The organism is Pseudofulvimonas gallinarii (assembly GCF_004343305.1).
Lineage (GTDB): Bacteria > Pseudomonadota > Gammaproteobacteria > Xanthomonadales > UBA2363 > Pseudofulvimonas > Pseudofulvimonas gallinarii.
In genome coordinates, this window is the sequence record NZ_SMAF01000033.1 from 1 (window position 1) to 21,793 (window position 21,793).

Here is a 21,793-nt window from a genome sequence, read left to right on the forward strand (position 1 = left end):
CGCCGCTGCGTGGCCCCGCGATGCCGAAATCCCACTCACAGACGTCCGATCCGTGCCCAAAACGGGGCTTGCGCGACCGCCGCCTACCCAGCAGACTGCCCGAAAAGGGCGTTTGAACTTCCTATACGCGGCCACGCCATGGTCCGTGCCCAGTGGATGGCCGCGCGCGATCAGCGTGATGACGCGCTGGCCTTGCTGCTGGAAACGGTGCGGCGCGCCCGCAGCGTCGGTGCCAGCGACATCGAAGCCGAAGCGGCCATACTTGCCGGCCACCTCGCCATCGAGAGCCGCGATCTGGCCACCGCCGGCCGCATGCTGGCCGTGGCGCGCGCCTGGTCGCCCGGCTACTACCGCACCCAGGCGCTGGCGCAGGCCGTGCAGGCGGCGGAAACCGGCGGCAATGGCCTCAACTGAACGCGCATCCACTCAGCGCAACAACCGAGCCTGGAACTCCCCGGCCACCGATGTCAAATTGCCGCCTTGCGCCTCAATGCGCACACGTGCCGTCTCGCCATCCACGGAAAGAATGTTCAGTGCACCCTTGAGTTCGGCGCTGTAGTCCAGTTCCGCCAGCCGCTGTTCGGTACCCTCGACGCCGCCATAGATCGTCACCCGCACCAGCTTGTCGCGCGGTGTCTGGTTGTTCGGTTGTGGCAGGTACTCGCCCGGCAACAGCGGCCGCTTTTCGCTGGCTGATTCCTTCACCAGTGACAGGTCGACCCGGTACTGGCCGTTCTGCGTCGCGCGGATCTTTTCGTAGTCGTAGGTCTCACCCATCGTTACCGGGTAGTTGACGATCTGGATGGAATGCCCGCCAGAGGAATTGGCGGTCACGAAGGCCGCCTGCGGCGAGAATTCCCTGGCGAAGCCATCCACCACCAGTTCCATTCCGCCGGAACCGCAGCCGCCCAGCGTCAGGGCAAGCATTGCCATTGCACACAAACCCATCCGATATCGCTTCATGTTGAACCCTCCTTGTGATTGAACAACTCAAAAATGACTGGCAGCGGCTCGATCGCCTCTCAGCGCCCGTCCAGCACCAGCCGGATGCCCTCCGCCACGCCATCCGGGGCTTCCAGCACCAGCATGTAATCCCCGCCCATGGTGAGCAGTTGCGCATTGAAGGCCATGGTCTGGCCCGCTGGAATCTCGGTCACTGTCCAACCCTCCAACCGGAAATCCTCAGGAGGTGGTCGGCTGGAGGCGGTATCCAGCAGTGCCCGCGCCATGTTCCACGGGTCGGCCGTCATGCGGCTGTACACAAGCAGACGACCTTGCGTCACCGAGGCCGTGCCCGACACCCGCGCGGTGCGTCCGTATTTCAAGGCGTCACGGGTACGAAGCAGGCTCAGGCGCATCCGACCCTCCAGCCGCTCGATGCGCAGTTCGCCGCTGATGCTCGGCGCACCGGAAAGACCGAAAGTGCTGCGGCGCGCGCCAGCCACGCCCAGCGCGCGCCCGTCTCGGGCATCCGGCAATGTCGCCATGAAGCCGCGATCCAGATAGAACTGGCGCAACTGGCGCGCCTGTTCCACGTGCCGTGCATGTACCTCGTCGCGGCGGGAGGCAGTGACTGGTGCGGCAACCATCAGTGTCAACAACAAGGTCAGTGGCGCCCGTATGGTCATGGCTCAGTCCTCGAAGCCGTCGGCGAAAATGGGGTCGGTGTCGGCCGACGTCAGCTCGAACGCGCCGATGTCGCAGTCCGCCGTGCCGGTGTTGTCGCCATCAATGGGCCGCGGTGCGTGGCGCAGGTCGTGGTCAAGCGGCTGATCGAGGTGATTCGTGCACGTTTCCGCAGGCCAGGCGTCGATGGCCGGGCTGCCCGGTTGCGGGAGCAACAGCAGCGGCGTGAGCGGGTTGTCGCTGTTGCGCAGTTCCGTCATCGGGTTGGCCTGGATATCTGCTGCGCCGAGGAACAGGCAACTGGATTCCGACGAAAGGTTGTTGCCGCCGCGGAGCGTCGGAAGCTGGTTAAGGCCGCCCAGCAGGACGCACCAGTTCTCGGCAGGCGGCGCGTCAAACAGGTTGCCGGCAAACGTCCACTCCCAGGCGCTGGCATTGGCCGGCAGCTGCAGGTACAGGAAGCGCCCGGATTGAGTGCCGGTCAGCGTATATCGCTGGAAGCTGTTGCCGATCAGGGTCAGCGTGCGCGGGAGCGAACTGGCGCTGGCGTAGTAGGCCAGGCTGCCGCCAGATCTGGCCCTGTTCCCTGCAAACAGCGTGTTCTCGGTGTAAAGATGCAGGTCCCGGGCGAAAACACCGCCGCCGCTGGTGTTTTCGGGCGATGTGTTGTTGATGAAACTGCTGCGCAGGATCTCCACGCTGCCCTGGTCGTCCAGCGGGTGACCGCTTGCGAACAAGCCGTTGCCTCCGGCGTCGGACTCGTTGCTCCAGAAAAGGCTGTCGTGTATCCGCAACGACATACGCTGGTCGGCGTTGGCCTCGGCAGAGGCGTAAACGCCACCCCCGGCCCCGTAGCTGGTGTTTCGATCGAATTGGCTGCGAACGATTTCCAGCAAGGGCGTATCGGACCCGCTGAAGCTCGTGTTGACACTGAAACCAATGGCGCCGCCGTGTTGGTAGGCATGGTTGGATTGGAAGCGCGAGTTGACGATTGAGACCTGATGCGCCGGGTTTGTCGACTCCAACAGAATGGCTCCGCCAATGCCTTCCATCGCGATGTTGAACAGGAACAGGCTGTCGACGATGCGCAGCTTGCCGTTGCCGTTCAACTGGTGCAGCGCGCCACCGCCCTTGGCCTCGTTTTCGAGGAAGTGGACGCCATTGAACGTCGCGTCCTCGCTGAGGAGCCGGACGCCACCGCCCCGGTTTGAACCCCGCCCACCCTCGATGTTGATCCGCTCCGCCGTGAACGGCTTGGCCGTGGGCAGAATGTCCAGAATGGCGTACGGCAAGCCGGTCGAGGCCACCAGGCGCACGCGAGGTGAGTTGCCGCCCGCCGGGAGGGGCGGCCGGATCACCAGTGAGCGTGCCGTGCCGGTGGGTGTGCCAGCGACCAGTCTGCCTGCCAGATTGATCGTGGCCGTGTACTGGTTGCCGGCGGTGAACAGGTGATTGCCGAACGTGATCACGTCATCGCCCGTGCCTGCCGGACAGTCGGGGTAGGTGGCCGCATCGTTGCTGGCATTGGCCAGCGCTTCGCGCAGCGAACACACGCCATTGGTGATCGGTGGGCTGTTGTCTGCGACGGTAGTGACGGTGATCGTGGCGGCGTGGCACGGCAGCATCGCCAGCATGGCGAGGATGACCAGTAGCGGGCGGTGCATCGAGGATGTCAGGGGCATGGCAAGGTCCTCCTTGAACGGGACGGGCGACTTACTCGAAGCTGTTGGCGAAGATGGGATCGGCGATGACCGCGGGGAGCTCGAAAGCGCCGATGTCGCAATCGGCAACCCCGGAGGCGTCACCATCGGCGGGGCGCGGCGCATCGCGCAGATCGCCTGTGAGGGGCTGCTCCAGATGATTCGTGCAGGCGTCCGCAGGCCAGGCGTCGATGGCCGGGCTGCCGGGCTGCGGCAGCAACAGCAGCGGCTTCAGCGCGTTGCCGCTGTCGCTGGCCGCCACCATCGGGTTGGCCTGGATATCCGTCGCGCCGAGGAACAGGCAACTGGCCTCCGGCGAAAGGTTGTCGCCCCCCTGAAGCGTCGGCGGCTGTGTGCTGCCACTTTCGATGAAACCGATCAAGCACTCGTCGCTGCCCGACGAATTGGAGGCTGGGTCGAACAGGTTTCCTGAGAACGTCAATGTCCAGCCACTTGCGTCCGGCGGCAACAGCAGATACAGGCTGCGTCCTGGCACGCTGTAAGTCTGCGTCTGCCGGTGGAAGCTGTTGCCGATCAACGTCAGCGTGCGGGGCGGCGAATCAACGTCGGAAGCACCATGGATCAGGCCGGCACCGGAAACGAGGGCATGGTTTTCCGCGAACAGGCTGTTTTCGACGTGCATATCCAGGTTCGAGCCGACCAGGCCGCCGCCACCGCCGTCGGCGGCGCGGTTGTCGATGAAACTGCTGCGTTGGATGTGAACGCGGGTCTGGCCAGCTTGGGATGCGCTGAAACCTTCCACGCGTACACCGCCGCCCAAGCCGCTGTTGGCCTGATTGCCCCGGAACAGGCTGTCGCTGATCTGCACCTGCATGCGCTGGTTGACATTGAAACCCGCTGCGGCGAAGAGGCCGCCACCGTTCCTGCCGCTGCTGTTGTCCACGAACCGGCTATAGGCGATATCGAGCAAGGGCGTGCCCATGCCGCTGAAGCCTTCGGCTACCTCGAAAAGGATGGCACCGCCATCGCTGCCGGCCTGATTGCCGATGAAGCTGGTGTTGAATATGGATACCTGATGCGCCGGATTTATCGAACCCAGCTCGATGGCTCCGCCGCGGCCATCCGCCGCATGGTTGTCCTGGAACAGGCCATTGCTGATGCGCAGGTTGCCATTGCCGTACAGCTGGCCCAGCGCGCCACCGCTGTCGGCCTGGTTGTCGATGAAGTGGACCGATTCGAAGGTGGCATCGTCGCTCATGAGGCGAATACCACCGCCGCCGCCCAAGCCGCGACCGCCCTCGATGTTGGTCCGCTCCAGTACGAACGGCGTGGCCGTGGGGAGAACGTCTCACCGGCGCCATAGCGCTGCATCAGTGCCCCTCCACCTGACCCATCGGCCCGGTTGCCAATGAAGTGGACGTTGTCGAAGGTGGCTCTCTGGCTTTCGAGGTTGATGCCACCGCCCGTGATTCCGCGACCACCTTCAATGTTGATGCGCTCCAGGGTGAAAGGCGCCGCCGTGGATCTCACCGACATGACGGTATGGGGTGACTCGGGCGATGCCACGAGCCGTACTCGCGGTGTATAGGGACCCACCGGGGGTGGTGGCCGGATCGCAAGGGCGTGCGCCGGACCCGAGGTGGAACTGGCAGAAAGCCCGCCTACCAGGTTGATTGTTACCGTGAACAGGTTGCCAAGGCGGAACAGACTTTCGTCAAACGTGATCTCGTCATCGCCGGTGCCCGGGGCGCAATCGGGAAACTGGGCCGAGTCGGCGCGCGCGTTGGCCAGGGCCTCGCGCAACGAGCATTCTCCATCGGTGACTGACGGATTGGCATCGGCGTGCGTCGTGACCACGATCGTCGCGGCGCCCGCGTGCGGGACAGACAGCAGTGCCAGCAGGGCGGCAATCAGCGGATGGTGCGTTTTGCGCGGGGTCACGGATCGGCTCTCCTTGTTTGAACGGGCTGGCCGGAACGGCCATCGCGGACTCCGGATCGGCGTCCACATCGGGCGCGGCGGTCGCCGCCCATCCCATGCGGCGTTCGGTCATGCCTGTGAACGCCACCCACCGGCTCGGGCGAAGGATGGCGGCGGACCGCCCCGGCATTGATGCGAATCGCATCGCAGGTGGCGTGCCAGTTTCCGCGCCCCTTCGATTCAAGGACTTGCGTGCGCTGACGTTGGCGTGCCGTCGCAGGGCCGCGACTGCCGTCTCGGCAACGGGACACGTGCCCCCGTGCGGCCTGGTCCAGACGAATACCCGCCCGGCCAGGAGACGCCCGCCCGGCAAAGGCGATGACGGCGTGCATCTGCGCGGGCGACGAATCGCCGCAGGCGCCGGGCCCGCTCCGGCTCGTCCGTCCGCCCGGCACTCCCGATGCCGCGGCGGCCCCCGGCCAGGAGGCAAGGTCCCCGCTCCCTGCACCGGATGGCGCACCGGCGCATTCGCCTTCCCACCCATGAAAACGGAAGGGCCCCGCCATGCGGGGCCCTTCTCGAACCTTTCTCGCCAGGATGGCGTGATGTGTTCGCTAAAATGGTTGTGCACACGAACATGCAGGATGAAACATAATTAATCCTTTGATGTCAAATACTTACGCGTTTCTATCGCGACCGATGCCGAGCAAACTGTAGAGATAGCGGGGATTCCGGCGGAATTTGCACCGGTTTTTTAACTATCCAAGCAGAAGTCAGAACAGTTCAATGATCTGAACGAAAACTGAATTTCAGCCAAGGAGATGGCGGACCTGAAAAATCGCTTGGCTCGCCTTTGATGCCGGCTAGTCTCGGGACCAGCGGATCTTCGTTAGCCTGAACAGGCCAATGAAACAATTGCTTCGCCTCAGCGATGAGGCACTTCATGATGCGCCGTATCTGCCGGCGTGCGATGTCCGGTAGAGGACATTTAACCGATCTTTACCCAGTCGGTGCAGGCAGTCAAGCCCGAAATAGAAAGCAAGTGCTGTACTACGTCAGATTCTTCGCCATAAACTCTCGGAGCAGAACTTTCGAACTCCATGCCTCCTGTGGCACGGCGACGCCAGACTTGGCGGAGACGATCGCTGCTTGCCTGATCTCCTGTTCAGTAGGCGGCTTGGACTCCGGATCCATCGCATTGACGAGGGCCTTGCTCAGCAGCGGGGCGAGCCGCTCTGCAAAGTCGTTTGCCTTAGAACCTTGGAGCGCCATTATCTGCCGTCGAAAAGCACACTCGACATGCACCGCTATTGGTACCTGTATGGCCAGGCCAGTTTCGGAATCGATGATCGAAAGCATCATGCCTCCTGGGGCGCTACCTATAGGTAGTCTACCTGTATGGCTGTAGAGCTGAAAGTGGCGCCACCTTACGGTGCCCGCCATGAAACCGGACGAAGTCATGAACCGCCTCGGGTCTGCGATCAGAGCCCGTCGCGAAGCACTCAATGTCAGCCAGGAGGCATTCGCGGACATGATCGAGATGCACCGGACGTACTACAGCGCGATTGAGCGCGGCGAGAAAAATCTACAGCTCTCCACCTTACTTCGAGTCAGCCAAGGGCTTGGCGTAACGCTATCAGTCGTCTGCTTGGAGGCGGGAGTATGACGTAACCAACCGTCCCGCAAGCCCTTCAGGGTGCCTGGAGTGCCCGACCTCGACGAGGCGCTCGCTCGCTCCGCGGAAACCGCAGCGGTTCACATTGAGCAGCATTCGTCTATAGAAGCAACCTGTAGTGCCGCCTGTCGGCGTCCGTGGACTTCATAAGCCGATACTCCATCCCACTTGCCACTGCGACCTGCTGGGCGAAGTCCTTTTTTGCCTGCACCACGGCGTCCTCTATCTGGTTATCGGCCTTCACCTCGACGATCACGTACTTCAGGCTGCCGTCCGGCTCCTCGCGCTGGAAGATGAAGTCTGGGTAGTAGCTGCGCACGGTGCGCGAATCCGGGTCGATGTACTGGATGAAGAAGTCGGACCGGCCGTGGGTCAACATCCCGGTGAAGTAGATCTTCTTCACGCGCTGCTCGCGCAGCAGATCCCAGAACAGCCAGTTCTCCGAGCCGGAGTCGAAGCAATAGGTGTCGAGGTGGAAGCTCTTTGCGCGCTCCTCGTCCTTGATCCGCGCATCGTGCATCAGCACGATCTTGTCCTTGGCCGCCGACACCTCGTAGAAGCCGTTCGCGGGCACCTTGATCAGATCGACCTCGTGCTCCTCGGTTTGTTGAAATTCGTCCAGATCGTAGAGCTGGCGGAACAGGCGCGGGATGATTTCGTCGTAGAGTAGTTCGTTGAACTCGTTGGCGATGGCCACCAGTTCATCGGTGCCTTCTTTGGTCGCGTCGAGCAGATCCTCGATCTCCAGAGGGTTTCGATTTAGATAGCGGGACACCTCGGCCACCAGCGTCATCGTCGAGAAGGTGCGCTTCTCGCGGCGGGCAGTCAGGTCGAAGGTGCGACTGCTGGAGGCACGCGCCGCGTCAGCGGCGGTCAGCCCGTCCTGCTGCGTTTCGATCAAGCGGTACTTCTCGATCAGCTCGCCCCACTTCTGCTTATCCGCCCACTCAGGCATCAATTCGTGCCCCGCCAACAGTTGCTTCTCGCGCATCTGGTACTGTTTGCGCACGCGCACCAGCTTGATCTTGACGGGTGGCTCCACCACACGCACTTCCACGCGCTCCTTGTCTTTGCCGATACTCTGCATCTCGTTGGCACTGATGCGGAAATTCTGCTGCAGCTCGTCATTGAGCGTGTTGAGGTTGGCGTCTGAGAGGAAGACGTGGCCGGTGTGCTGCGCCTCGCCGATGGCGCGCAGGCAGCGCATCGTGGCCTGCAGGACAAACACCCTGGACTTGGGTTCGCGGAAAAGGCCCACTCCAAACAGTGAGCGGCAGTTCCAGCCTTCGCGTCCCTTGTTGACCAGCAGGATGAACTGCTTTTCCGAGCTTTCGGTATCCAGCCGGTTGAACTCGCGGATGTCGTCGTTGGTGGTGATCTTACTGTCGCCCACGTTGACAAGGATGCGCGAGGTCGGAATGCCGTGTTTGAGCAGCGCGCGCTCGACGGCGGGCTTCAGTTCCTCCGTCAGTTCTTCCACGGTGGCTGCGAAAAACGCCAGCTTGGGGAGCAGTCCTTCCGGGCGTAGCTCGCCAGACTCCTTCAGGAAATTGTCGATGGAGATGTCGACAAACTCGTCGGTGCGGGTGTTGGCGTAGCCGTGCAGGGTCACCTTCTTGAGGAAACCCTTGTCGATGGCCTCCTTGAGGCCGTAGGCGTAGACCACCTCCGGCAACACCTCGCGCCCCACGTAGGGCGTGCCGGTGTAGTTGTAGCAGGCCACCACCCGGGTGCCCGCCGCGTTCAGGCTGGCGGCGAGGATGTCGATGGTGGTGCGCAGGCTGGTGTCGGTTTCCTTGGTGCCCAGGCCCATGTCCTTGGCCAGCGCCTTGCCGAAGGCGTGGTGCGCCTCGTCCACGTAGATACCCAGCTGCTCCAAGCGACGCAGTTTCTCGAAGCGCTGGTTGGTGGTCAGCTCGCCTTCCTCTTCCGGCTGGTCGAAGTTGTAGAGGTCGGCGGCTTCGGCATAGACACCGGTGGCGGCCAGGGTTTCGCCGGTCGCGCCGAACAGCTTGTCGACGGAGGTCTTTTCCTTGTGCTGGCGCTTGAGGATGATCTTCTGCGTGTTCGAGACGATGATGTTGAAGCGCGAGCGGTCCAGCGTATCCAGCGAGGTGCCTGCTTCTTCGAGGTAGTGGAAGCGCAGGTGGGTGGTCAGGAAGTTCACGTACTCCGGCGGCACCACGCGCGTCAGGTCGAGCGACTCGATTTCCTTCAGCGACTGCAGCACCGTCTTGTCCGGCGCGAACACCAGGGCGTTGTGGCAGTAACGCGCGTCCTTCTCGAACTTGTTACCCAGCAGGAACTCGTAGAAGATGCAGGTCGCCATCAGGATGGTTTTGCCGGTACCCATCGTCAGCGCGAAGATGTAGTTCGGGTAGGCGCGTGAATTCTTGCGCATGGCCGCGAACACGGCCTTGTACTGATCCTGCGTGATCGTGTCGAACAGGCCGACCTGGCCCGCGCTGCCCGACACCACGCCGCCCTCGGCACGGTCGGCAAAGCGGCCTTGCTTCTCGAACCACTGCTGGAAGATTTCCTCGACCTTGGCGTTGCCGAGAAACTCCTTGAGGAAGACGTAGGTTTCCAGCGCCTCGAACTGCGGCTGGCGCAGGAAGGCCTTGGGGTTGCGATCCGGGTTGTTGAAGTCGAGGAACTTGCGGGTCAGCTCCTTGTAGTGCTGGCGGATGGTGCCCCGGTTGGCCTGATAGAACTGCCAGAGGAACTGGAAGAAGGCGAAGTCGAGCGACGCGCTGACCGCCTTGGCTACGCGCTTAGTCGCCATTGGCCACGCTCCCTTCCCACGACTCCGACAGCAGGTCGGTGATCTTCACGCGGATGGTGCCCGCATCGTCGGGCACTTTGTACGCGCCCTTGACCATCTCGTTCTTGCCAGGGATGTCCACCACCGCCGGTTGCAGCACCGCGCCGTCGTAGTTCCAGTCGATCAGCACCGACTCGGCCAGCTCTTTCCAGTCCTCGACCGCTTCCTTTTGCAGAGAGAGCTTTTGCAGCAGGTTCATCGGATAGAACTTCTCGATGACCAGTTCGCCCTTCTTGATGGACACCTTGGCCTGCGAGTCGCGCTTGAACTCCAGATCGGCCTTGTCGCGCAGGATGTCCACCACCTCCACGTCGATCTTGAAGGGCTTGGCGGCCAGTTCCAGTTCTGCCCGCAAAGTCGGCTCGTGGCCCATGCAGACGAGGGTGATTTTCTCGACCGGGCGGTTCGGGCTTTCGTTTTGCTTGCGCTCCCAGGCCTTGTAGTCGAACCCCGCGATCAGCTCGTTCAGGTCGGCTCGCGTGGCGATGCGGTTGACCGGCATGATCTTGACCATGCGGCCGTCCTTCTCGCCGTCGAACACGGTGCTGAATTCCAGTTTTTGCACCTCCAGAGCCTCAAGCAGAAGTTCCTTGGCCTGCACCGGGTTACGGAAGATGTCGTAGTGATTGACGTTGTAGACCTCGAAGCCAGTGTAGTACTTGGTGTCGGGGTCGAGCTGCTTCTGGCGCAATTCCTCAGCCACCTTGATCAGCCGCTTGGTGGTCGTCTGGATCGCGCCAAGATTGATGTCCGCGCCAATGAAGCGGCGGCCGAGTTTCATGGCAACGGCTTGGGTGGTGCCGGAGCCCATGAAGCAGTCGAATACCAGATCTCCAGGTTTCGATGAGGCGCGAATTATTCGACTAAGCAGATTCTCGTTCTTCTGCGTAGGATATCCGACCTTCTCCCCGGAGAAGCTCATGATTTGGATTGAATCGAGCCGATCCAGATCGCTGCAATTCCAGGTGTCTTCGATTGGGTAACCGGCCCCGGTTGGCTCACCTCCATCACGTCGCGTATAACCATCGGGATAGGGAATGTATTCCTTATTGAAAGTGAAATTGCTCGATTTTGTGTAGAAAAGAATAGTATCGTGATTTCTGATCCAATTCTTTGCGACTGACTTGTAGCCGGAGATCCATCCGATCCGCCAAATAATCTCTCGCTGAAATGCCGTGGCACCGAACACTTCGTCGCAAATGCACCGAAGCAGATGACCTTTGTTCTGATCCACATGCAAGTAGAAGCTGCCCGTCTCTGAAAGCAGCTCTCGCATGAGAACGAGACGATCGTACATGTACTGCAAATACTCGTCGTTCGTCCAAATGTCGGAGTACTGCTTTTCCTCAAAGGTGTTTTGACTAGACTCGACTTGCTGCCCCTTGGTCTTTATTGTTTTCTTGTACTCAGCCTTCGAATCAAACGGCGGATCGATGTAAATCAGGTCAACCTTGCCCCTGAACTGCTTCAGCAAGTGACTCATCACCTGCAGGTTGTCACCCCAGAAGATCTTGTTGCGCCAGCCGTCCACCTCTTCGCCGTGGATTTCCTTCAGCTGCGCGGGGTAGTACTGCGTCGAGGTGAACGGGCGCTTGCCGCGCCAGTTGAGCATCGGGTAGCCCTTGATCGGCTCGAACTCGTATTTCTCGACGTGGGTGGTGCCACCATCGGGCGTGGCCAGTTGCAGGGACTCCTGCGCAGGGGTGTTCTTGCTCATTGGTCGTTTTTCCTGAATTTCCAGTTCTTGTTGTCGCAGTAGGCGCGCATGTCGCAGCTCTGGCACAGCTTGGCCGGGCGTGCGGCCATGCGATAGTCCTGCCGCTCGATGCGCGCCACGATGTCGTCAAAGCGCGCGATGGTCTTGCCGATGGCGCGGTCGTCCTTGCTGAAGGAAACGTAGGGGTTCCCGCCGTCCTCGCCGGTGTAGTACAGGTGCATCCGGCTGACCTTTTGGCCGGTGCGCTCCTCGACCAGATGGGCATACACCTCCAGCTGGCTCTGGTACTGGCGCAGCCGATCCCGATCCTTCTCCATGTCGGGCTTCTTCTCCGACTTGAAGTCGATGATCTCGACCGTGTCGTGCTCACCCCGGATCAGGTCGACGCTGCCCTTGAGGATGTACTGATCCTTGACCAGTGAGATCTCGACCTCGGCTTCCTTGATGCGATCCCAGTTGCCGTTCTCGCGCTCGTAGTAGCGCAGCACGTGCAGCAGCGCCGCCTGTTGCGAGCTGGGCGCAAGGTACACGCGCTCCTTCTTCGACAACATGGCGTAGTTGGCCGAGAACCAACCTTCGATGGTATCGCGGCTAAGGGTGGACTCCTCCCCGCGCAGCACCGTTTTGTGAATGTCCTCGATGGTCTGGTGAACCAGCGTACCGAACAGCATCGGACTTTCCCGGATGGCGGCGAACTCCAGCTCCTTGAAAAAGCGGTACTGCTCGGCGCAGTTCTCGAACACGGTGATGTCCGAGGTGAACGAGTATTCGCGCTTAAGGTTGATCTGTTTGACGGCCTCGAAGGTCAGCATCGAGAGGTCAACGTCGCGCCAGCTCGGCAGCTCGTAGAACAGGCGCTCGAAATACTTCGAGGGCGACTTGCCCAGGCCTCGGCCTTGACGCTCCTGCGCCGCCAGCACCAGCAGGTTCTGCGCACGCGAGAAGGCCGTGTAGAACAGCCGCCAGAAGTCGAAGTTCTTGATGTGGTCGAGTGGCTCGAAGCGCTCCTTCGAGAGGTAGCCGCCATCCTCCAGCAACACGTCCAGTTCGCCGTACTGCTTGCGCGGCACCGCCTCCAGCGAGCCGCAGACGACGACCGGGAACTCCAGCCCCTTGGACTGGTGGATGGTAAGGAACGACACGCAACCCTTGGGCGCGTACTCGGATTCGTCCTCGTACTCGCCGATGCCGCCATCCTGCAGGAAGCGCAGGAACTGGTTGAACAGGTCGCGGATGTTCTTCTCCAGCCACTGCGGATTCAACACGCTGACGAAATGCAGGTACTCGAACTTGGTGAGCAGCTTGGAGAAGGTGCCGAGGTTGCGCGCCGCGCGCCCCTTGTCCACGCCCTGCACGGCCTCATCGGTGAGAAAGCGCGAGAACAGCGGGAACTGGAGCAGTTGGTAGAACAGGCCGGAGAAGGCGTAGTCGGTGTTCTGCGTGAGCACGGCGTGGCGCTTGGCCAGCGGGCGTGCCCAGTCCAGCAGGGGTTTGTTCTCCGGCTTGCGCAGCTCGTCGGTGAAGGGCTTGAAGCAGTGCTGGTCGTAGTAGTCCCAGATGTCCAGATGCACGCCTTCTGCCCACGCGCGCACCTTCGGGAACTGCGGGAACAGAAAGATCAGCGCACCGATCATCAGGCGGATTTCTTCACGCTCGAAGAACATATTCGAGCGGGGCGAGAACACGGGCACGCCCTGCGCTTCGAGGAAACGCGCCAGCGTTACCACCTTTTCGTTCTTCACCGAGCGGAACAGGAAGGCCACCTGATTCCAGTCCGCCAGCTTGCCAGACGCCTTCAGGCTGTGCAGGAAGGCCAGCACCTCGGCGTGCCAGTTGGTGGTTTCGCCCTTGTCGTCGCTGGCGGCCAGCCGCACTGCCGTGGGCACGTCCGGAAAATCGTCCTCGCGCGGCATGATCTGCTTGGCGAAGCGGAAGGAGCGCTTACCGTCGTCCCACTGCTGCTCCTTCATCCACTCGTTATAGAAGCGGATGATGTCCGGGTGCGAGCGGTAGTTGACGGTGAGCTTGACCTGCTTGCACTGGCCGTCATCGAATAGCGCCGGAAACTCCAGAATGTTTCGGATGGTGGCCCCGCGAAAGCGGTACAGGCCCTGATCGTCGTCACCCACCACGCACAGATTGCGGCGTTCTCCCGCCAGCAGCAGGAGGATGCGCTCCTGAATTGTGTTGGTGTCCTGGTACTCGTCCACCATCAGGTGGGTGAGCTTGTCTTGCAGTTGCGCCAGCACCTCCGGACGCTTTTCCAGCAGTTGCAGGGCCTCGTACTGGATGCCGGAGAAGTCAAGCGAGTTGTGCTCGTGTAGCAGCTCCTGGTACTTGGCAAAGCAGGCGGCCAGCGCACGGATCTCCACCTCAGTGGCCACTGCCAGCTTGGCCACATCGAGCGCTTCTTCGCTGACCTTGTTGAGCCACTTGAGCAGGCTCTCCGACTGCGCCCAGCGGCCCGTCTGGTCATCGCCCATGATGTGCTGGGCGTCGGGCAGCGCACGGAAGTCTTTGAGGTGCTGGTAAAGGAAATACTGCTGGTCGAATTGGTCGAACAGCGTAAAGCTGGGCTTGAGCCGGGTGAACTCGCGGTAATCTTCCAACATCCGCAGGCAAATGGAGTGGAAGGTGCCGAGGTACATCTCGTTCAGGTTGAACTGTATGTTCAGCTCGGCCAACCGGGTGGAAATACGCGTAGTCAGCTCGCGAGCGGCCTTGTCGGTAAAGGTGACGACCAGCAGCGATTCCGGCGCGATACCTTTGTGCTTGATCAGATAGACAATGCGCTCGACCAGAGTGAAGGTCTTACCCGATCCCGGGCCCGCGATGATAAGCACCGGGCCGTCAATAGCGAGGATGGCCTCAAGCTGCCGCGGGTTGGCCGGGCTTTGTGAACTGTCGACGCTCCCCCATTCACCAGCTCCACCTTCCATCCTTCCCCGCCTCCTTGCTGATGCATTCGCAATTCAACGATCCACTCGCCTCGGCGAAAACGCCGTTCCTTCGAGCTTGAATGGCGGCAACGTCCTCACAATGGCCAGTTGATAGACGGCCAGCCTTCCTGCCTTCAAATAGGACTGCCACCTCGTCAATGGTAAGGACTTCGCTCGACTGGCCCTACAATCCGCGCACCATGGGTGTTGGCTTCACCGCACATTGCTCGATCATCATCGTATATCACTCAGGATGGGTCGACTTGAGCACAGTCGGCATCCGGTGAAGGGCTCAGGGAGCCAACGCCGCCACAAATTACGAGGTGATCAGCATCAATAACCGGCGGCGCTAAGGCCCCAATATTGGATCGGCGAAATGCCGATGGCCCGTCGACCGGCCGCGATTTTGTAATTCTCGCCAGCCCAATGCCGTATTGTAGTACCTTATGCAGCCAGTATTCTAGCGAATCTCAGTTATGTCAGCCCGAGGCCCCCTGCAAGGTCTATGTAGAATTTGCGCCATCTTTGGCAACCTAACTGAAGATCATGTTCCACCCAAGGGAGCACCTCGAATAGGTCAGCGTCTACTATACGATCTCGGATATGCACCTAACCCCTCGACCGTAGCGAAACAGCGTGGAAGGATGTTTCAGCGAGGCGTGAAGTTTAGGACGCTTTGTGCGGACTGCAACAACAGGCTACTTGGAGCGCAGTGTGACCCAGAATTGATTGCGCTGGCGCGACGAGTAGACACTCATATCCAATCGAGGATTGCGACGAAGGAACTTCCAGTGCAAGTCACTCCAGCGCTTCTAGGGCGAGCAGTTGTAGGTCACCTACTCGCCGCCTCAAACGAGACGCAGGCAGTCAACGCGCCCAACGTCGTAGCAATGCGGAACTACTTTCTAGACCGAACCCTTTCTTTTCCTGACGGCGCGCGCATCCACCTCTGGCCATATCCAGATCATATGGAGTTTGTGTCTGCTGGTCATGCAGCGATAACCACGCATGGGAACGTGCTCGTCTATACGCTCAAGTTCTACCCCTTGGCATTCATGGTGGCGTGGGACTCTAACCCTGATTGGGCGCTACCTGGAGTCGATATCACCGCGCTGCTTCAGGAGAATTCCGGTCAGCCGCGCAACTTAGACCTGCCCCTCGACCGAGTGCCCACTCATTTCCCTGAGCTGCCTAGCGGCAATAACGGCATACTGGTCACGATGGTAGGAGACGAGACAATCAGGTACTCCGTGCCCTACAGGAAGAGCTAGAGACTCTTGTGTCAGCGTGATTCGAAACGCGTAGGCTTTCGTCCAGGTTGTTTGGTTCAGGTTACACGGATTCAGCGACCTCGGCTCTGCGAGTCGCCGGCGGTAGATTACCTGAGCTTCCGCTGACTGGACATAGCCGATCGGCGCAAGTCGATGTTGCGTTTTGAATAAGACACCCGTTCCAGCGTCGCCAGCTCGACTGCCGCCTTCGTCTTCCAGGGCGCGCGGCATTGGATGAGATCCACCCTCGTAGCCATTGTCGGTGGCATCCCAACTGTCCCCACCCGTGGCATCAGAAGATTCCTCACCCATCGACGTCGCTCACCTAAGCGAGGCAGAGAGGAAATTTAATCCATTCCAAGAACATCCTACACGTTTATTAATACCTGTTACCCTTCGATTTGGTAATCTTCTCGCGACGTCGCCCAGATCGGTTGACCTCCGGGAGTGGCTTGTCCAACTCCAGCAGCTCCATGCGCACATTATTTGCAAAGGCGTTGTACTGCCAGCGACGGAACTGATCGAGTAGCAACCTGTTGGTCTCATCCAGCCGCTTGACCTGCGCCTCCAGATCCGCGATTCGACGGGTGGCGGCCTCGAGCGTGTAGTCCCTCGGGAGTGCGTCTCTCGCCTCACGAAGGTCCTTCTGACGTTGCTGGAAGCGCGCCTTGATGGCGGGGTACAGGTACATGGTGTGCTTCGAGATCGACGCCACGCCTAGCACCTTGGCGACGCGCTCACAGAATAGCGGCCAGGTCAGTTTGCCTTCCCAGCGATCAAGCTCCCGCATGATCTTGGGCAGGGTCGCTTTGGTGATGATCTGCTTGGGCATCGGACGTCAGGCCAGCTTCGACGGGATCACTTTGGGATTGATGGCCTGAAGGCTCGGAGTCTCCACCACGCCAAGCTCGATTAACGCACGAAGAACCGGTGAAGGATCATGTCCCTCGGGAATTCGCAGGATAGAACCATCAGAGACCTGTGGATGTTCGAGCGCCATCCGCATCGCCCTAACATGCGCCAGCTTCCACTTGTGGTTGTCGACCCAGCGATCAGCACCGAAATCGCCTTCCTCGCGCGCCTTCTGCGCCTTCTCGAGCAAGAGCTGGGTCTGCGCTTCGAGCAAACAGATCCGGTCCAATGAAACGTGGTCACCCTTGATGCACACGTGCTCCTGGCAAGTCATGCACTCGCGCTCTTTCTGACAAGGCGCCATCGCGTAGTCATGGACGCACATGCCGTAGAGCGTGGCCTTGGCAGTGCCCAGACGATCGACGCCAAGCTCCTGGTAGCTAACGGGTTGGCGATGCTGGATCCGCTCCAGCAAGGGAGCAGGCTCGAAGGGGAGCAGGTGCTTTGCTTCCTCCAGCTGTTCTTCCGGAGACCGATGGTCGTAATGTCGATTGTCCGCGCTTCTCGCCCGCCCCGCCCACTGCGCAAGCGTGTAGTCATCCATGCCGGCCCTTTCGCACATCGTGCTCAGCCAGTGCCGGATCTGATGTGTGGTCAGCTTAAAGCTGGTTCCATCGGTGTTTTGGAACCCATACCGGTCTAAAAGAGACATACCCCTCGCTGGAGACAGACGCTCGTTCACCCTATTGGCATTAGGAAGCGTCCAGGAAAACGGCTTCACCGAGAACTCCTTGTGAAACTCGTTCTCGCGATGAAGGCACAACGCCTCCCAGGTCTTGACTAGACCTCGATTATCGATACAAGGCCAGCAATCCCCGGCGTAGGTGTTCAGAACGACTTTTGCCAGGTCGGAGTAACTAACAGAACCTGTGGCTATCAGCGGCTGAATGCGCTCGTCAGCTTTGACCTGGCACCAACTTAGCGATCCGTCGAGCAGGCGGCCTCCGTTCTTCGGGGGCTTTAGCCCGACTGCTGCGCAAAGTTCATTAGGAGTCAGTGGACGATCCCCGATCTGATCCGGATTGGCCAAGCAATTGGAATGACTCAGAAACTTGTCGGGGTTGTCGAAGGCGAATCGAGCAGCATCCCGCGCTGGCTTTCCGATCTCGATCAGTCGCCGCACTGCCTCTTGCACTGCGTCCTGCATGACAGGTACGACCCATTTCTTCATCACCCCCCCACCTTTTGCTGCACGCCAGCGCAGGTACATTTGTGGTACTCCAGACTGATCGTCCTCCCACTGAAGGCAATCCGTGGGAAGCCCGATCACCTCCGAGATGCGGCTCGGTGTTGCCATCAACAAGACCAGAATGGACGAGAAGTAGCGAGTCTCCACGTCATCAGCCTGGGCAAAGACGTCAGCCAAAGCGAGCATGGCTTCATTGGAGGGGAGCTTTTCCTCTCTGTAGATTCGACCCGCATCTCCAAGGTGCTCCGTCAATATCACGGGTTTTTTGAAGGGTGACTTCCAAGCCGGCAACGAGGGGACAAGACGCTTCTCCCTCAGAAAGTCGAAAATCCTCTGCAGTGCACGCCCCGTCTGGTATTTCACATCTTCGCTGGAGAAGTATTCCCTGCACTTGGAAGCACAAACATCCATCAAGGCCACGTTCAACTTCCCGACCTCGGCGGGCCCAGGAGTGCTTTGGAGTGCTGCCTCGATACAACGCAGCGCGTGACCTGTTACAGCCAGGCTCTTTACCGGCTTGTGGCTGAAGGAGTACCGCACATAGGCCTTGGCAAAATCCATGAAGGGCTCGGCCATTGGCGTGTACGAATACGAGTCCATATGCGCAGTCTTAGTTGCGAACACGATGACGGTGTCACCCTGCCGCCATTTGTTACTAGCCCAAGCGCCGCCGTCGGCGAAGGCAGTCAACTCGTCTTTCGCCATGCGAATGAACTCTTCCAGATTCGCCTTGGCATCGCGGTCACCACGCGGGACGAACTGGACTACGTTAGCCATGGTCAGATGCCATCATTCCGGAGTCCACTGCCTCCAGCGCCTTAGCCTCGTCGCAAATCTGTACGCAATGCTCCACAGCGAGAATCAGCTGATCGTTGGCGTTGACGATGACATCGGGGCAACCAGCATCGCGTGCACGATCTTTCTCCGCGTACAGGTCTTCGAGCACCTCCCGGTGAGGTCCGTGCATCCACGGCTGAAAGTGATAGCAGGTGTAGCAAGCTCGAAATCCGCTCGCGCAGAAACCGTAGTTCCCGCAAGTTCCGACCGCGTTCTGACGGCTGTTCGGCACCCTACTTCGAGGATCATCACCGCGAATTGCCTCTCGCTCGGAGCGAACCAGTCGGCCAAGACAGGCCTGCGCAAACGGGGCCAATTGGGCTCCAATGTGTCTGTCGATGATCACGGCTTCTTGCGCCGTGTTCTTCGTGTATACACTGACGTTCTGGGTGTCCGAGTGATCCAGCAGCTCAGCGATAACGAGGGCGCCGAATCCTTCCCGCCGCAGCTTTGTTCCGCGCGTGTGTCGGAAACGGTTTGCCGACAGACGAATGAACTCGCCGGTACGCTCTGATCGCGCAAGCGATGCTTTACCGCAGCGCTGTAAGGAAATCGCCAAGCTTGATGTCGTCGCATGGAGCACATCGGGAGTGTCACCAAACAGGAATGCCCTTAGCTCTTCAACTTCGGTGATGTTCCCCAGCCTCCCCCTGTTGAGGAAGATCGGAACTTCATTGGCCAGCTCTGGATCGAGCACCTGTCCGACGGCCGCGGATATCGCCGCCACAGACTGGCGATGGAGACTCCGCAAGACCAAGTAGAGATCTTCGAGAATGGGAAGGGACCGGAAGGCACCACGGAACTTACTGCCGCGCTGCTTCGCCCGCGGCACGTCGAGTCGGTAAAGCTTACCTCCGCCCTTGCTGCTCTCCTCCACGAGGTCTCTACCACGAAGCGCTGCAATTTGAACTGGACGCCTCGCCGTCATGGCCAAGGCCAGCAGATAGGCATAGTCCTCGAAAGCAACCTCGCCTTGTACGACAGCCTGGTTCGCCCAATTGAAGAGGGCCTCCATCTCAAGATCCGTAAACGGGCCCGTTTCAGGGCAGCCACCGGCCACCGCAGCGCCCTTCTCATTGCCGGCGATGCGCCAACCTTCCAGCAGATCGGAAACTTCCTTTGACATTCCTTCAAAGCCATAGTCGTACCAGGCTAGCAAAAAGCCCTTTAGGGCACCCAATCTCCATTGCTTGTCTATCCCTAGGTTGGCTCGCCAGTTTATGAGGTCGGTTTCCGTAACATGCGTTGCACCGGTGTCACGCAAGTAACGCCTGAACATTGTTACCATGTTACTAGTGTGTCGGGCAGACGCCTCCTCTGCGTACCGAATCAGGGTTGATCGAAATCCCGCCTCGGTTGCTGCGTCGATTGGCCCTGGAAGCACCAGGGAAATCCGCACATCCTTGTTCAGCTGCCAATGGCTATCAGACGGCTTGAACTTGTAGCCGTCCTTGGAAAGGACCAAGCTGTCAGCAGCAGCCCGTCTCTGTACCCGATTCTGGTTAGCTGGATTCATCTGTGTCCTTGCATGTCATCACTGGCGCACAGGAATGAATACCCAATTGGACCTCCCGAGCTGCTCGTTCACTGGCCTCGCGTGTATGTCGCCGGTTGTAGACGGCACCGGAGGTCTTACTTCTCTGCCCGTTGAGAAACGCGCGAATGTCTAGCTCTTTGGATTCACTGACAAGGGAGGCATGAGTCATATCGCCGACACCTCGTACTCGGGCGTTATGCCGGTCAATATTGACTGAAAGCTCATAGTTGAAGTGATGCCGGAATGCATGAGGGTGTACGCCGGCAAAAGCTGAATCGACCTTGCGCATTGCACCGAAGATACGCGCGCTTACCGCAGAGATAGACAACGGCTGACCCAACGCGCTGCCCTTGTGATGCGTAACTAGCAGGTAAGGATGCCGGCGCGCCTGGCCGATCTTGGCCCGTATGCGCATAACGTAATGATCCATCTGGATTGCGAGGGTTTGAGGTATCGGGAGCAGGCGCTCCTTGGTCTTGGCTACTGGCTGGTAGCGGCGGGAGTCTCCCTCATCGTCCTGATTTCGCCGCACCCACACCTTTGGCTCATCGCCCAAGTCGATCTGATCCAATCGCAGGCTCAGCACCTCGCCGATGCGCATCCCGGTGAATCTCAGGAGGCCGAAAAGAATTGCATTCCTAAGGCGGACATCCGGATTCTTGAAGGGGTTTCGCGGATCGTCCACCGAGCCCACTGCCATAAATCTGTCGACCAAGTCGGACTGCGGAGATCGGAGATCAGCGTCGTCTCCGGCCTGCCGCTTCAACCCACGGGGGCGATGCTTTCGAATGGCCTTTGCCATCCCTGCCACATCTTGGGCAATCTGAGCCGAGCGACGGTGCTGCGTGACAACCGATGCCACGAACTCCAAGTAGTCGGCAATCGTGCTCAATCGATTGAAGTGTTGCTGCCCGCCAATGACAGGCTCCAACGCGGCAGGCGCAACTTTCGCCTCAAGGAAATCGACAACACGCCCCCCGGAATCGGCGTCTCCATCTTCCGAGTCGGACTGAGCACGCATGTCGAGCTTGGCAAAGTCGCGCAATGAGACGATGTCGGCAACTGTGAGAAAGCGCCCGGCGCGGAACTCTGCGATTAGGTCTCTTGATCGCAACCGCTCCCAACGCAAGAGCACAACGATGTCGGCCAGCTTGTTCCGGATGGTGTTGACCGCTGCACCGGCGTTGCGAAGCTGAGCCGTCGCAAAGAGGGTCGGATAGAAGAGCGGCATACCCCGACTATCGTGAAGCATCGGGACACGCTCGCCCTGACCAAATACATGGACTGAAATTCGGGCCACCGCACGTCCTTTCTAACCGGTTCTTACATGTAGAGAACTATAGCAGCCGTTCTCACCACTGCAATCAGTCGAAGATAAAGAGAAGCCCCGTAAAAACGGGGCTTCTGCAATCTTTTTCTCTACAGTCTAGAAAAGGTGTTCGTCAGAACGGAATGTCGTCGTCGGCGAAGTCGTCCGCCATCGGCGCCCGCTCCTGCGCGGCTCCGGTTGGCCCGGTCGTCAGGGAACCGGACCGCGCCAGCGCGGTCCGATCCCGGCAACGACCCGACATCAAGGCCCCAAGGACGGGGCCGGAGCCCGGCAGCGATGCCGGGCTTTTTGTTGTGCCCGCGCCGCGGCAATGTCTGACGCGAAGATCAGAACGCACCGATACGAACGTGCGAAC

At 60.0% G+C, this 21,793-nt stretch carries 16 protein-coding genes; 2 read left to right on the top strand and 14 right to left on the bottom strand.

Annotated elements, in window-relative coordinates; translation table 11 throughout:
• Positions 1–156 precede the first annotated feature (156 nt).
• The gene (locus EDC25_RS13840) at positions 157–414 is read left to right on the top strand and encodes a hypothetical protein (protein ID WP_132577696.1); all 258 of its coding nucleotides are present in this window, start codon (positions 157–159) and stop codon (positions 412–414) included.
• A gap of 12 nt (positions 415–426) precedes the next feature.
• Here EDC25_RS13840 and EDC25_RS13845 read toward each other — a convergent pair whose 3' ends face one another.
• From EDC25_RS13845 to EDC25_RS13870, 6 genes are all read right to left on the bottom strand, one after another.
• A complete protein-coding gene (locus EDC25_RS13845) occupies positions 427–927 on the bottom strand; it encodes a hypothetical protein (protein ID WP_123521422.1) in 501 nt (166 codons plus the stop codon).
• A gap of 95 nt (positions 928–1,022) precedes the next feature.
• A complete protein-coding gene (locus EDC25_RS13850) occupies positions 1,023–1,628 on the bottom strand; it encodes a hypothetical protein (protein WP_132577698.1) in 606 nt (201 codons plus the stop codon).
• 3 nt (positions 1,629–1,631) lie between these two features.
• Positions 1,632–3,260 carry a choice-of-anchor Q domain-containing protein gene (locus EDC25_RS13855; RefSeq protein WP_132577700.1) on the bottom strand — a complete coding sequence of 543 codons (1,629 nt, stop codon included), beginning with the start codon at positions 3,258–3,260 and terminating at the stop codon, positions 1,632–1,634.
• A 79-nt stretch (positions 3,261–3,339) separates the two neighbouring features.
• Positions 3,340–4,545, bottom strand: coding sequence for a hypothetical protein (locus EDC25_RS13860; protein WP_123521425.1), 1,206 nt, complete (start codon positions 4,543–4,545; stop codon positions 3,340–3,342).
• Positions 4,542–5,228 (bottom strand): hypothetical protein, encoded by a 687-nt coding sequence (locus EDC25_RS13865; RefSeq protein WP_123521426.1) that lies wholly within the window; start codon positions 5,226–5,228, stop codon positions 4,542–4,544. Before EDC25_RS13865 ends, EDC25_RS13860 begins: the two co-directional genes overlap by 4 nt.
• 1,029 nt (positions 5,229–6,257) lie before the next feature.
• Positions 6,258–6,566, bottom strand: a complete 309-nt coding sequence (locus EDC25_RS13870; protein WP_132577702.1) for a hypothetical protein — start codon at positions 6,564–6,566, stop codon at positions 6,258–6,260.
• An 82-nt stretch (positions 6,567–6,648) separates the two neighbouring features.
• Here EDC25_RS13870 and EDC25_RS13875 point away from each other — a divergent pair, with 82 nt between their 5' ends.
• Positions 6,649–6,873, top strand: a complete 225-nt coding sequence (locus EDC25_RS13875) for a helix-turn-helix domain-containing protein (RefSeq protein WP_123521428.1) — start codon at positions 6,649–6,651, stop codon at positions 6,871–6,873.
• 109 nt (positions 6,874–6,982) lie between these two features.
• Here EDC25_RS13875 and EDC25_RS13880 read toward each other — a convergent pair whose 3' ends face one another.
• The 8 genes from EDC25_RS13880 to EDC25_RS14925 form a co-directional block, all read right to left on the bottom strand.
• Positions 6,983–9,667, bottom strand: a complete 2,685-nt coding sequence (locus tag EDC25_RS13880; RefSeq protein WP_123521429.1) for a TnsA endonuclease N-terminal domain-containing protein — start codon at positions 9,665–9,667, stop codon at positions 6,983–6,985.
• Positions 9,657–11,423: a site-specific DNA-methyltransferase gene (locus tag EDC25_RS13885; RefSeq protein WP_123521430.1), complete on the bottom strand. Its 1,767-nt coding sequence runs from the start codon at positions 11,421–11,423 to the stop codon at positions 9,657–9,659. Before EDC25_RS13885 ends, EDC25_RS13880 begins: the two co-directional genes overlap by 11 nt.
• Positions 11,420–14,362 carry an ATP-dependent helicase gene (locus tag EDC25_RS13890; protein WP_123521431.1) on the bottom strand — a complete coding sequence of 981 codons (2,943 nt, stop codon included), beginning with the start codon at positions 14,360–14,362 and terminating at the stop codon, positions 11,420–11,422. Before EDC25_RS13890 ends, EDC25_RS13885 begins: the two co-directional genes overlap by 4 nt.
• A gap of 1,650 nt (positions 14,363–16,012) precedes the next feature.
• A complete protein-coding gene (locus EDC25_RS13895) occupies positions 16,013–16,465 on the bottom strand; it encodes a hypothetical protein (protein ID WP_123521433.1) in 453 nt (150 codons plus the stop codon).
• A gap of 6 nt (positions 16,466–16,471) precedes the next feature.
• Complete coding sequence (locus EDC25_RS13900) at positions 16,472–18,511, bottom strand: hypothetical protein (protein WP_240639612.1); 2,040 nt, start codon at positions 18,509–18,511, stop codon at positions 16,472–16,474.
• On the bottom strand, positions 18,504–20,087 hold the full coding sequence (locus EDC25_RS13905) for a site-specific integrase (protein ID WP_123521434.1): 1,584 nt from the start codon (positions 20,085–20,087) through the stop codon (positions 18,504–18,506). Before EDC25_RS13905 ends, EDC25_RS13900 begins: the two co-directional genes overlap by 8 nt.
• Positions 20,074–21,339, bottom strand: coding sequence for a site-specific integrase (locus EDC25_RS13910; protein WP_240639614.1), 1,266 nt, complete (start codon positions 21,337–21,339; stop codon positions 20,074–20,076). Before EDC25_RS13910 ends, EDC25_RS13905 begins: the two co-directional genes overlap by 14 nt.
• 211 nt (positions 21,340–21,550) lie before the next feature.
• On the bottom strand, positions 21,551–21,793 hold a 243-nt coding region (locus EDC25_RS14925; protein WP_207905719.1), incomplete at its 5' end, for a hypothetical protein.